The organism is Aestuariimicrobium sp. G57 (assembly GCF_050110855.1).
In the GTDB taxonomy this organism is placed as follows: domain Bacteria; phylum Actinomycetota; class Actinomycetes; order Propionibacteriales; family Propionibacteriaceae; genus Aestuariimicrobium.
This window is the reverse complement of record NZ_JBNINW010000003.1, coordinates 180,480-192,772: the sequence shown is the minus strand read 5'-3', so window position 1 is coordinate 192,772 and position 12,293 is coordinate 180,480. Positions and strand designations below refer to the sequence as shown.

Sequence of the window (12,293 nt, the reverse complement as noted above, 5' to 3'; positions counted from 1 at the left end):
CCAGGAGGCACACATGCGTCGCCGTACCCTGCTCTCGGCTGGCATCGCCGCCGGAGCCGTCACCACCCTCGCCGCCTGTGCGCCCGGGTCGGACCAGCCCCAGCAGAGCGCCCCGGCGCCGTCCGCCTCGGACGTCAGCACCGACATCGCCTCACTCGGCGCGATCACGCTCAAGGTCTGGGACCAGGAGGTGCGTGGCCCGCAGGACGAGGCCATCACGGCCCTGATCGCCGCCTTCAAGACCAAGTACCCGAATGTCACCATCGACCGGGTCAAGCAGAGCTTCGACGACCTGAAGAAGCAGACCGCGCTGGCGCTGTCGGGCAATGACGTGCCCGACGTGCTGCAGGTCAACAACGCCCGCGCCGACATGGGCGAGTTCGTCAAGGCCGGCCAGCTGACCGACCTGTCGGGCTATGCCGCGGCCTACAAGTGGACCGACCGGTTCGGTGCCTCGGTGCTGTCGAAGGCCCGCTATTCGACCGACGGCGTGACCTTCGGCGACGGCTCGCTGTGGGGGCTGCCGCAGACCGGCGAGATCGTCGGCATCTTCTACAGCGCCAAGAAGCTCGCGGCCCTCGGCGTGCAGGCCCCGAAGACCTGGGACGAGCTCACCGATGCGCTGACCAAGGCCCAGGCTGCCGGCGAGCAGCCGCTGGTGCTGGGCAACCTCGAGAAGTGGCCCGCGCTGCACGTCTTCGGCCCGCTGCAGGGCCGCTACGTCGCCTCGGACGAGATCATCAAGCTCGGCATGGGCAACAAGGGCGCCAGCTGGACCAGCGCCGAGAACCTCGAGGCGCTGACGGCGCTGGGCGACATGGCCAAGGACAAGTGGCTCGGCCCCTCGCCGAACGGCCTGTCGTACGACGCCGCCTGGCCCGCGTTCACCAAGGGCACCGGCGTCATGCTCATCGGCGGCTCGTGGCTGGCCGGTGACATGGGCAAGGTCATGGGCGACGACCTGCACTTCATGGCCCCGCCCGCGGGCAAGGACGGCAAGGTGGCCACCACCGGCGGCACCGGCATCCCGTTCGCGATCCCGGCCAAGGCCAAGCAGCCCGCTGCAGCGGCCGCCTACATCGACTTCATCACCAGTGCTGACGCCATGAAGATCATCGCCGAGAAGGGCGGCATGCCGGTGCTCAACACCGCCGAGCTGGCCCCCGCGAGCGGGGTCAACAAAGAGGTCTACGCGGCATTCGACGAGGTCTCGACCAATGGTGTGCTGCTGCCCTACCTCGACTACGCCACCCCGACGTTCAGCGACACCGCGGGCAACACCCTGCAGGAACTCATCGGTGGCCAGAAGAACGCGCAGCAGGCGGCCGATGCGCTGCAGAAGGACTACGCCGAGTTCACCAAGTGACCGAGCCCGTCCGCCGGCGACGGTCCCGGCCGTCGGTATTGGCGAGCAGCAGGTGGACCCCCTACCTGTTCCTCGCCCCGGCGCTCGTGGTCTACGGGGCCTTCAGCCTGTACCCGCTCGTCCGGGCATTGCAGTTCTCGACCTATGAGTGGTCGGGGTTCGGCCCGGCCACGTTCGTCGGACTGCAGAACTATGCCGACCTGGCGGCGGACGACAACTTCCGCGCGGCGCTGGGGCACGCATTCGTGCTGATGTTCTTCTATGCCGTGCTGCCGCTGGTCATTGGGCTGGCGCTGGCCGCGATCCTGCGGCGTGGGCAGGTGCGGGGCATGGGCTTCTTCCGGACGATCATCTTTCTTCCGCAGGTGATCGCGCTGGCGGTGGTGGCTGTCGCGTGGCGCCAGATCTATGCCCCCAACGGCCCGCTGAACCAGTTCTTGCAGGCGGTCGGGCTCGACAACCTGGCCCGCGGCTGGCTGGGGGAGCCCGGTGCCGCCCTGCCCGCCGTCGGCTTCATCGGCACCTGGCTCGAAATGGGCCTGGTGATGTTGTTGCTGCTGGCCGGCATGGGGCGCATCCCGAACGAGGTGTACGAGGCCGCGCGGCTGGACGGCGCGGGTGCGGTCCGGGAGTTCTTCGCGATCACCCTGCCGGCGGTGCGCGCCGAGATCGTCACGGCGCTGGTGTTGACGGTGATTGCGGCGCTGAAGACGTTTGACCTGGTCTACCTGACGACCGGCGGTGGCCCCGGCACGGCCACGACGGTGCCGAGCTATGAGGTCTATCGCCGCGCGTTCGAACTCAAGGACGTAGGCTCGGCCAGCGCGGTCGCCATCGTGTTGACCGTGATCATCTTCGTGATCAACCTGGGCATCACCCGCATCGGGGAGCGTGAGGCATGAGGGTCTCGGCCGCCGAGCGCACCATGAACTACGTCATCCTGGTGCTGTTCGCGCTGTTCGCGGCGGCACCGATGGTGATCATCCTGCGCACGGCGTTCTCGGCGAGGTTGGGCGAGACGGGGGACTTTCACCCCGGCAACTTCATCGACGCATGGCGCATCGGCAACTTTACCGACACGTTCATCAACTCGGTCGTGGTCGCGGTGATCGTGGTCGTGCTGGCGATCGCGCTGTCGACGCTGGCAGGCTATGCCTTCGCGACGATGCGGTTCAGGGGCTCGCAGGTGCTGTTCCAGCTGTTCCTGCTGGGGCTGATGATCCCCAGCGAGGCGGTGGTCATCCCGTTGTTCTTCGACCTGCGGACGATGGGGCTGACCGACACCTACTTCGCCATCGCGATGCCCCAGGTGGCGCAGTCGGTGGCGTTCGGCACCTTCTGGATGCGCGCGCAGTTCCGCTCGATGCCGCGCAGCCTGCTCGAGGCCGCGGCGTTGGACGGAGCCACTGCGGTGAAGGGGCTCACCCGCATCCTGGTGCCGGCGGCCCGGCCGTCGATCGTCACCCTCGGCGTGCTGCTGCTGGTCTGGACCTGGAACGAGTTCCTGGTCGCGCTGGTGATGGCGCCGAGCGGGCGTCTGCGGACAGCGCCGCTGGGGCTGGCGAACTTCCAGGGCCAGTACACGGCCGAGACGGCGCTGTTGGCGGCCGCCGCCGTGATCGTGGCGCTGCCGATGTTGCTGGTCTTCGTGTTTCTGCACCGGCAGTTCATCAGCGGCATGCTCGAGGGCGCGGCGCGCGACTGAGCGGCTGGACGCCGTGAGCGCCGCCGCCGGTGCATTCGTGGCACTGGTGTCAGTTGTGCAGCTCGAAACGCCGCGGCGGCGCGCGTTGGTGGCGCTGGTGCCAGTTGTGCAGGTTTGGGCCGGCGGGGCGGTCGTCCGATGGTGGTGTGTGCGCTGGACGCCGTGAGGTCGTCCACGTGGCTGGCGTTGTTCGACGTAGCTGGTCTGCAGAGCGCCAGCCATGTCGAGTATCGCCAGCCAGGTGGTCGAGGGGTGTGGTTGGACGACCCAGCTGGTTGCATTCGTGGCGCTGGTGTCAGTTGTGCAGGTTTGGGCGTGCTGGCCGGGTTCGTCAGGGGTGCTGAGACGACCCCGCCGGTGCAGTCGTGGCACTGGTGTCAGTTGTGCAGCTCGAAACGCCGCGGCGGTGCGCGTTGGTGGCGCTGGTGCCAGTTGTGCAGGTTTGGGCCGGCGGGGCGGTCGTCCGATGGTGGTGTGTGCGCTGGACGCCGTGAGGTCGTCCACGTGGCTGGCGTTGTTCGACGTAGCTGGTCTGCAGAGCGCCAGCCAGGTCGAAGAACGCCAGCCAGGTGGGCAAACCTCACAGGTTGTACTGGAAGTCCAGCTTTACCTTGTCGCCGCGGAACACGATCTTGGTGAACTCGAACATCACCCCGTTGTCGTGGCGGATGTGCTGCTGCAGCAGCAGCACCGGCGCCCCGGGGCGGGCATCCAGAGCCTCGGCCTCTGACTTGCTGGCGATCGCCGATTCCAGCGACTCGTGCACACTCGCCATGCGCAGGCCGTGGTCGCGCTCGAGCACAATGCACAGCTGTTGCGTGGCGAGGTTGGCTTCCAGCAGGTGGGGGGCCAGCTTCTCGGGCACATAGCTCTCATGGATCGACAGCGGTGAGCCCTCGACCAGCCGCCGCCGTCGGATGCGGTAGACGGGGGCGCCGACCTCGAGCTCGAGCGCGCGGGCCGTACGGGCGTCCGCGGGAACGACTGATTCGTCCAGGATCTCGGTGTGGGTGTTGAAGCCCTGTTCCTCGAGCTGCTCGCGGATGCCCTGGTAGGACGGCGACTTCGTCGAGATCTTGCGGTGCGCGACGAAGGTGCCCTTGCCGTGCACCCGGTACAGCATGTCCTCGTCGACGAGGTTGGTGAGCACCTGGCGGACAGTCATGCGGCTCAGGCCGTACATGCGGTTGAGTTCGTTCTCAGAGGGGATCTTCTCGTCCGGTGCCCATTCGCCGTCCTGGATCTTCTTGCGAAGGATGTCACCCAGCTGCACATAGAGGGGCACCGCAGACTTGCGGTTGAGGACTTCGGCGGTCACGGGGGGTGCCTCTCTCACGAAGCGCTGGTCAGGGGGCGCGGACAACATCTGGACGGGTGATGCATACATGTATAGGCATGTATACTCCTGATTGTATCGGGTGCTGCCGCACTTCCGGGGTTCACACATTGTAGAACTGGAACCAGGCACTACCCGGTGTGGCGCCCAGCGTGGCGCGCCCCCCAACAGCAAGGCGCTCGACGCCGCGACGAGGACAGGATCCATGTCAACAGTCAAGAACCTGAAGCCGACCACTCCGTGGGTCGAACTCAAGACCACCAACGCTGACTACGACGCGGCTGAGCCGGCGTTCCTGCAGAACGCCTTGGTGCAGCTGCACTTGATCCGCACCTTCGAAGAAGAGGTGCTGAACCTCGCCGGCCAGAAGCTCGTCAACGGCCCGGCGCACTCATCCATCGGTCAGGAGGGTGGCGCCGTCGGTTCGACGCTGCCGCTGAGCCGCGAAGACCAGATCAACGGCTCGCACCGTGGCCACCACCAGTTCCTGGCGAAGGTGTTCAACGCCGTCAACCCCGAGGGCTTCACCCTCGACGGTGAGTTCAGCACCGACATCATCGACGTGCTCTACCGCACCATGAGCGAGATCTGTGGCCTCAAGGACGGCTACTGCAAGGGCCGCGGCGGCTCGATGCACCTGCAGTGGAAGGAGAACGGCGCGATGGGCACCAACGCCATCGTCGGCGGTGCCGTGCCCTTCGCCACCGGTTTCGCCTGGTCGCACAAGCAGGCCGGCACCGACCGCGTCGCCGTGACCTATTTCGGCGACGGTGCCGCCAACATCGGCTCAGTGCTCGAAGCCATGAACCTGGCCGCAGCCTGGAAGCTGCCCACCCTGTTCTTCATCGAGAACAACCAGTACGCCGTCTCGACCTCGGTCGACGAGGCCACCGGCGAGTCGCGGCTGTCGAGCCGCGGCATTGGCTTCGGCATCCCCGCCTGGCGCGTCGACGGCCAGGACACGCTCGCCGTCTACCTGGCCACCCAGGAGGCGCTGGAATACATGCGCAGCGGCAAGGGCCCGGCCATCATCGAGGCCGAGACCTACCGCTACTTCCACCAGAACGGCCCATTCCCCGGCAGCGCCTTCGGCTACCGGTCGAAGGACGAAGAGGCCGAGTGGCGTGAGCGTGATCCCATCGCCCTGCTCGAGGCCCAGCTGCTGCGCCGCAAGCTGGCGACCCGCGAGCAGCTGGACGCCCTGGCCGCCCGCGCCCGCAAGGCCAACAAGGCCGTCAGCGAGCGCATCACCCAGCCCGACCCCAATGGCAAGCCCGGCGCGCTGCAGATCCGTCCGGAGCTGTGGCCCTCGCCAGACTTCATCGATGTGAACATCCGCGGCGAACTGCCCGACCTCAGCAAGCAGGTCGTCAAGGACGCCGCCGACTTCAGTGACAATGACCTGCACAAGCGCAAGTTCGTCGACGTCGTCGCCGACGTGATGAACCGCCGCATGGAGACCAACGACAAGATCGTCGTGATGGGCGAGGACGTGCACAAGCTCTCGGGTGGTTCGCGTGGTGCCACCAAGGGCCTGGCCGACCGCTTCCCTGACCGCTGCCTCGGCACCCCGATCTCTGAGGCCGGCTTCACCGGCCTGGGTGGCGGCATCGCGCTGGACGGCCGCTACTACCCGGTCGTCGAGCTGATGTACGCCGACTTCATCTGGGTGGCCGCCGACCAGATCTTCAACCAGATCGCCAAGGCCCGCCACATGTTCGGTGGCGAGCACCCGATGGCCATGCTGCTGCGCATGAAGATCGGCACCTCGACTGGTTACGGCTCGCAGCACTCGATGGACCCCGCGGGTATCTTTGCCACCTCGGTGGGCTGGCGCATCATCGCCCCGTCGAACGCGCTCGACTACGTCGGCCTGCTCAATGCCGCAATGCTGACCGGTGACCCGGTGGCCGTGCTCGAGCACGATGCCGACCTGTACAAGACCGAGCAGCTGGCGCCCAAGGACCTCGACTTCGTGCTGCCCTACGGCAAGGCCGCGGTGCGTCGCGAGGGCTCGGACGTCACCGTGATCTCGTACCTGTCGATGGTCAAGCGCTGCCTCGACGCCGTCGAGGAGTCGGGTGTCGACGGCGAGGTCATCGACCTGCGCTGGCTCGACCGGGCCTCGATCGACTGGGACACCATCGGTGCCTCGATCAAGAAGACCAACAACGTGCTGATCGTCGAGCAGGGCGCCCAGGGCACCTCGTACGGCGGCTGGCTGGCCGACGAGATCCAGAGCCGGTTCTTCGACTGGCTCGATTCGCCGGTCGCGCGCGTCACCGGTGGCGAGGCCTCGCCGAGCATCTCGAAGGCGCTCGAGCAGGCCGCCAACGCCAACACCTCGGACATCGTGGCCGCGCTGAACTCCATCGTGAAGGGGGCTTGACCCATGGCGACATTCCTGTTGATGCCGGGAGTCTCTGCAGACTCCGACGAGGCGCTGCTCGACAAGTGGTACGTGGGCGAGGGCGAGTCGGTGAAGAAGGGCGCACCCCTGATCTGCGTCGAGACCGAGAAGGCGCTGGTCGACGTCGATGCCGACGCCGACTACGTGCTGCATGCGATCGTGCGCCAGGGCGGCGAGACCGTGGCGGTGGGCGACCCCGTCGCGGTGCTGCTCGAACCGGGCGAGGACGCGGCCGCCGGTGATGCACTGGTGGCCCAGCTCGGCGGCGCTGCCCCTGAGAAGCGCGCAGTCGTCGACGTGTCTGGCACGGATGCGGCCGATGGCCACACCGTCTCGGCGGCCGAGGACATGGCCCCGTCCGAGCAGTCGGTGCAGGCACCCGAGGGTGAGCGCCGTGCGCGCGCCGCAGCGGCCGACGAGGCGAATGGCGGACGCCTGTTCGTCAGCCCCGTCGCCCGCAAGATGGCGACCGAGCACGGTCTTGACCTGACGACGGTGAGCGGCAGCGGCCCGCGTGGACGAATCCGCAAGGCAGATGTCGAAAAGGCACTGGCGGGCGGGGTGGCTCCTGCGGCTCCCGCTGCACCTGCTGCACCCGCTGCACCGGCCGCGGCCCCCGTGGCAGCTGCACCGTCGGCACCCGCGGTCGTCCCGGCCGGCGGCACGCCGGTGCCGAACAGCAAGCTGCGCAAGCTGATTGCGTCGCGCCTGCAGCAGTCGAAGCGCGAGGCCCCGCACTTCTACCTGAAGCAGGCCCTGAAGGTCGATGCCCTGCTGGCGCTGCGCAAGCAGCTCAACGAGGCATCGCCGGTCAAGATCTCGGTCAACGACATGCTCGTCAAGGCCGCCGCCCGCGCCCTGGTCGACGTGCCCGAGTTGAACGTGACGTGGACCGACGAGGCGACCATCACGTACGAGTCCGTCGACATCGCGGTGGCGGTGGCCTCGGACAAGGGCCTCGTCACGCCGGTGTTCCGCAACGTCGCCGGCACGTCGCTGTCGGGGCTGTCGGCGGCCATCAAGGACGCCGTCGTGCGTGCCAATGAGGGCCGGCTGCAGCAGAACGAACTCGAGGGCGGCACGCTGACCATCAGCAACCTCGGCATGTTCGGCATCGACGAGTTCAGCGCGATCATCAATCCGCCACACGCCGGCATCCTGGCGGTCGGTGCCGCCAAGCCGCAGGTCGTGGTGGGCGAGGACGGGGCGCCCGCAGTGGCCACCATCTGCAATGTGACGCTGTCGGTCGACCACCGCGCCGCCGACGGGGCCATCGCTGCGCAGTGGCTGTCCCGGTTCCAGCAGGTCGTCGAGAACCCGCTGCAACTGCTGATCTGAGTTCCCAGCCCTGCACCACCACAGCTGCCCCCGAAGGTTCGGGGGCAGCTGTGTGGTGCAAGCTCTGGCGGATCGCCATAACGACGTTCTAGAATGCGGCGAAGGTCCGCAGCACACCACCCGCCGGTGTGCATGCTTTGCGGCAGCCGACTGATTCATCAAGGAGAATCATGAAGCGTCGTCTCGCGGCCATCCTCGCCGCGCTCGCCCTCGTCCTCACCACCCTCGTCTCAACCGCCACCACCGCCACCGCCGCGTCGCCGGCTGGTGAATTCAATGTCGCCCTCGGTGATTCGGTCGCTGCCGGCACGGGACTGCTGCCGTATGCCGACCAGGCCTGTGCCCGCTCTGCCGGCGGCTACCCGATGCTGCTGGCGGCGTCCCAGGGCTCGCGCGACGTCTGGTCGTCTGCCTGTTCTGGGGCCACCAGCCAGGACGTCATCGACCACCAGCTGGGTGACCTCGGGCCGCGCACCACGGTGGTCTCCCTCACGGCCGGCATCAACAACACCCAGTGGGTGAACTACCTGGTTGCCTGCAGCCAGTTCGGCAGCGCGGCGCAGTGCGTCGTCCAGCAGCAGGTGCTGGGTGCAGCGCTCGCCGCCCTGCCCAGTGCTACCGCGCAACTGGTCGCGGCCGTGCAGCAGAAGGCGCCGAGCGCACGGATCGTGGTCACGGGCTATCCGCGGCCGTTCGGTACCTTCGCCACCTCGTGCACCATCGGCATGTTCGGGCAGTTCCCGGTGGCCGTGAGTGCCATCCAGGCGGCACAGCTCAACGGGCTGGTCGACCAGGTCAACCTCGGCATCAGGGCCGGTGCCGCCTCGGTCGCCCCCACCAAGGACAAGGCCGCCATCAGCTTCGTCGATGTCACTGCCGCGTTCACCGGGCACGGACTGTGTGATGTCGGCGCGCCGTACGTGAATGGCCTCGTCCAGCTGCCGTTCGAGGCGAGCCTGCACCCGAACGCCGGCGGGCAGCAGGCTTATGCCGCTGCGGTCGGGGCGGTGGTCACGCTGAAGTAGCGGCCACCGCCCCGGGCAGCGACTGTTACAGCCCGCCGCCGGCCTGTTCGGCCTTCTCGAAGACCTCGTCGAGCAGTTCGTCGTTCCACACACCGCGCATCAGCAGCAGGTCGCAGACCGTCAACCGGTTGCGCATGTAGGGCAGTGCCTTCAGCGCCCAACGGGCCTGGTCGGCGTCCACGGCAGGTGTCAGTTCGCTGAACTTCGTGGACGCCCCCCAGCGCTTCAAGGTGTCGGCGACGTGCACGGGCGCAGGCGTGAGACCTTCGAGGGTCGCACGGTGCTCGGCCGCCTGGCCATCGAACGCCGCCCGGGTTGCGGTGTGCCACTTTTCGGCCTTGGCGCTGACGGCGTCCCAGCACTCGTCGCCGAGCTTGCCGGTGGGGTCGATGTGGTTCCAGGTCTCGCGGGTGCGCTGCTCGAGATCTTCGGGGAACTCGAGGTCGACTGTCTGCACGTTCAGCAGGTCGCGCTCGTGGATCACCTGCCACAGCGACAGCGCGGTCACGGTGGCGACGCCGACCTGGGCGCCGTGCAGGTCATGGTCCTGGCCACCGGCCATCGCCGCCATGTCGAGCACGTGGCTGATCAGGTGGTCGACACCCGACAGGGGAGCGGTGCTGCCGGCCATGCCGATCTGCAGCCCGCCCCGGGTCAGGGCATGCACCAGGCCGTCGCGCGCGGCAGCGTCGTCCGGGTCACCGAGCCGCAGGCCGGCCTCGCGGATCGGCGCGAAGATGGTCGGGTCGTAGTTGCCGCCCATGCCGAGTTTGCTCGACAGGTACCAGTCAGCGGGGGCCGACCAGATCGCCACGGCATCCCCGACACCCGACCTGGCCAGGCGCTCGGGGGCCTGGGCGACAAGGTCGTCGTCGATGATCAGCACGTTGGGCCACCGCGAGGACGACGTGCGCTTGGCACCGTTGCGCACCAGCACCGACAGCGGGTCGGCGAAGCCGTTGACCGACAGTGCGGTCTGCACCAGCACCAGCGGCACATCGGGATGGGCCATCTTGGCGAGGTCGCCGATGGTGCCCGAGCCGACGCCGATCACCAGGGTGGCGTCCTTGGCGGCCTGCTGCACATCGGCGACGGTGTCTTCGTCGTTCACGACGTCATGCCCGACCTGGGCGGGGGCGAGCAGCACCCGCAGGTTGTCGTGCCCGAGGCCCAGGGCGTCGAGTGAGTCAATGACGATGTCGCGCAACCTGTCGTACAGGTCGAGTCCGTTGATGAACTTGTTCGTGGCGTCGTGCAGCACCACCACGGTGCCGGTGGGGTGCATGGCCGTGATCACCTCGCCCAGGCGATCGAGCGCGCCCGGCCCGGTGATCACGTGCTGCAGTTCGCCGTCGGACGCCGCAACGGCATGCTCATCCAGGCTCAGACGGCTCGGGTCGATGGTGGTGGGGGCCACGACTTGCTCCAATTCTCGTTCACATCGGTGTGTCTTGGCTGGGACGATGCCTGGGCCCAGCATTGCAGGAGGGGGCACCGAATGGTGCCCCCTCCACTGGTTGAAGCTCAGGCCTCGCGGTTCACCTTGCGGGCCCAGCCCTTGCTGAGCTCGACGGCCTCGGTCCAGCCGTGGTAGTTGGCGTCGGCCTCGTCCCGGCTGATCTCGGGCTCGAAGACCCGGTCGACCTGCCACTGCTCGGCCAGCTGGTCCAGCCCGCTGTACAGGCCAGCGCCCAGGCCGCCGATGGTGATGGCGCCATAGACGGCAGCCTCGGCGTTCTTCGGGCGGATGACCGGGATGCCCAGCTGGTCGGCCAGCATCTGGCACAGCAGGTTGTTCTTGACCGCGCCGCCGTCGATGCGCAGTTCGGGCATCTCGACGGTCGAACGGGCAGCCTCGACCAGGTCGCGGGTCTGGAAGACCATCGACTCGACCGCGGCACGGATGACGTGCAGGCGGGTGGTCGCATTGCTCATGCCGATGATCGAGGCGCGGGCGTGGGGGTCCCAGTGCGGGGCCGCGAAGCCGGTGAAGGCGGGCACCAGGTAGACGCCGTCGGTGCTGGGCACCTGGCCGGCGTACCACTCCGAGTCGGGCGCGGCATGGATCAGTTGCAGGTCGTCACGCAGCCACTGCATGGTCTTGCCCATCGAGAACACGACGCCCTCGATCTCATAGGTGGTCTTGCCGTCGATGCCCCAGCCGACCGACGGGGTCAGGCCGGCGACGCGCTGCGGCTCGGTGCCGCAGTTGATGTTCATGACACCGGCGGTGCCGAAGGTCATCTTGTTCTGGCCCTTGTTGAACGCGGCCTGGCCGAACAGGCCCGACTGCTGGTCACCGAGCACGCCGTTCAGCGGGATGGCGGTGCCGAAGGTGTCTTCCAGGTCGCCGAACAGCGCGTTGGACGGCACGATCTCGGGCAGCATCGAGCGGGGGATGTTGTAGGCGGCCAGCAGTTCGTCGTCCCACTGCAGGCTGCGGAAGTTCATCATCATCGTGCGCGAGGCGTTCGAGACGTCGGTCTTGAATTCCCGACGGCCGGTGAGGTTCCAGATCAGCCAGGCGTCGACGGTGCCGGCGAGCAGCTCGCCGCGCTCGGCGCGCTCCTGGGCGCCCTCGACGTGGTCGAGGATCCAGCGGATCTTGGAGGCCGAGTAGTAGGCATCGGGGATCAGGCCGGTGCGCTCCTCGATCATGTCGCCCATGCCCTGCTCGACCCAGCCCTCGACAATCGAGGTCGACTGGCGCGAGGCCCACACGATCAGGTTGTAGATCGGCTCGCCGGTCTTCTTGTCCCAGACCAACGCCGATTCGCGCTGGTTGGTCAGGCCTGCCGCCGACAGGTCGCTCGGGGTGATGCCCGCCTGGCGCAGTGCGGCGCGGATGACCTCGAGCTGGGTGTTGATGATCTGCTTCGGGTCGTGCTCGATCCAGCCTGCGCGGGGGTAGATCTGGGTCAGTTCGGCCTGGCCCATGCCCTTGACGTTGCCCTCAAGGTCGGTGATGAAGGCGCGGGCGCTGGTGGTGCCTTCGTCGATTCCAAGGATGTAGTTCACGAGTGTCCAACTTTCGTGGGGTCCCGCACGGTGCGGGGACGCGGCATTGCGTGGAGCCGGCGCGTGATGCATGTCACAATCGACCGGATTCTGCG

General features: G+C 67.7%; 9 protein-coding genes. 6 read left to right on the top strand and 3 right to left on the bottom strand.

Annotated features, from left to right (window positions below; all coding sequences use genetic code 11):
* Positions 1-13: 13 nt before the first annotated feature.
* Genes ACQCX5_RS07910 through ACQCX5_RS07900 form a run of 3 tightly spaced genes read left to right on the top strand, consistent with a single transcriptional unit; the run spans position 14 to position 3,071 of the window.
* Positions 14-1,366, top strand: a complete 1,353-nt coding sequence (locus ACQCX5_RS07910) for a sugar ABC transporter substrate-binding protein (protein WP_434541486.1) — start codon at positions 14-16, stop codon at positions 1,364-1,366.
* Positions 1,363-2,268, top strand: coding sequence for a carbohydrate ABC transporter permease (locus ACQCX5_RS07905; RefSeq protein ID WP_434541485.1), 906 nt, complete (start codon positions 1,363-1,365; stop codon positions 2,266-2,268). The genes ACQCX5_RS07910 and ACQCX5_RS07905 overlap by 4 nt, the downstream gene beginning before the upstream one ends.
* Positions 2,265-3,071 (top strand): carbohydrate ABC transporter permease, encoded by an 807-nt coding sequence (locus ACQCX5_RS07900; protein WP_434541484.1) that lies wholly within the window; start codon positions 2,265-2,267, stop codon positions 3,069-3,071. Before ACQCX5_RS07905 ends, ACQCX5_RS07900 begins: the two co-directional genes overlap by 4 nt.
* A gap of 580 nt (positions 3,072-3,651) precedes the next feature.
* Here ACQCX5_RS07900 and ACQCX5_RS07895 read toward each other — a convergent pair.
* Complete coding sequence (locus tag ACQCX5_RS07895; protein WP_434541483.1) at positions 3,652-4,389, bottom strand: GntR family transcriptional regulator; 738 nt, start codon at positions 4,387-4,389, stop codon at positions 3,652-3,654.
* Between the two features lie 223 nt (positions 4,390-4,612).
* Between ACQCX5_RS07895 and ACQCX5_RS07890 the strand changes: the two genes are divergently transcribed.
* The 3 genes from ACQCX5_RS07890 (at position 4,613) to ACQCX5_RS07880 (ending at position 9,180) form a co-directional block, all read left to right on the top strand.
* Positions 4,613-6,796 (top strand): alpha-ketoacid dehydrogenase subunit alpha/beta, encoded by a 2,184-nt coding sequence (locus tag ACQCX5_RS07890; protein ID WP_434541482.1) that lies wholly within the window; start codon positions 4,613-4,615, stop codon positions 6,794-6,796.
* A gap of 3 nt (positions 6,797-6,799) precedes the next feature.
* A complete protein-coding gene (locus tag ACQCX5_RS07885) occupies positions 6,800-8,155 on the top strand; it encodes a dihydrolipoamide acetyltransferase family protein (protein WP_434541481.1) in 1,356 nt (451 codons plus the stop codon).
* 170 nt (positions 8,156-8,325) lie between these two features.
* Positions 8,326-9,180: an SGNH/GDSL hydrolase family protein gene (locus ACQCX5_RS07880; RefSeq protein ID WP_434541480.1), complete on the top strand. Its 855-nt coding sequence runs from the start codon at positions 8,326-8,328 to the stop codon at positions 9,178-9,180.
* Between the two features lie 25 nt (positions 9,181-9,205).
* Here the strand turns inward: ACQCX5_RS07880 and ACQCX5_RS07875 are convergent, their stop codons facing one another.
* Together ACQCX5_RS07875 and ACQCX5_RS07870 are read right to left on the bottom strand one after the other, a co-directional pair.
* Positions 9,206-10,597, bottom strand: a complete 1,392-nt coding sequence (locus tag ACQCX5_RS07875; RefSeq protein WP_434541479.1) for an iron-containing alcohol dehydrogenase — start codon at positions 10,595-10,597, stop codon at positions 9,206-9,208.
* Positions 10,598-10,704: 107 nt separating this feature from the next.
* Entirely contained in the window at positions 10,705-12,198 is a 1,494-nt protein-coding gene (locus ACQCX5_RS07870) for an FGGY family carbohydrate kinase (RefSeq protein ID WP_434541478.1), read from the bottom strand.
* Positions 12,199-12,293 lie beyond the last annotated feature (95 nt).

Excerpts from the sequence above, each read along its gene's own strand:
- ACQCX5_RS07910 (WP_434541486.1), top strand. The coding sequence starts at position 14 with ATGCGTCGCCGTACCCTGCTCTCGGCTGGCATCGCCGCCGGAGCCGTC.
- ACQCX5_RS07890 (WP_434541482.1), top strand. The coding sequence starts at position 4,613 with ATGTCAACAGTCAAGAACCTGAAGCCGACCACTCCGTGGGTCGAACTC.
- ACQCX5_RS07900 (WP_434541484.1), top strand. The coding sequence starts at position 2,265 with ATGAGGGTCTCGGCCGCCGAGCGCACCATGAACTACGTCATCCTGGTG.
- ACQCX5_RS07880 (WP_434541480.1), top strand. The coding sequence starts at position 8,326 with ATGAAGCGTCGTCTCGCGGCCATCCTCGCCGCGCTCGCCCTCGTCCTC.
- ACQCX5_RS07885 (WP_434541481.1), top strand. The coding sequence starts at position 6,800 with ATGGCGACATTCCTGTTGATGCCGGGAGTCTCTGCAGACTCCGACGAG.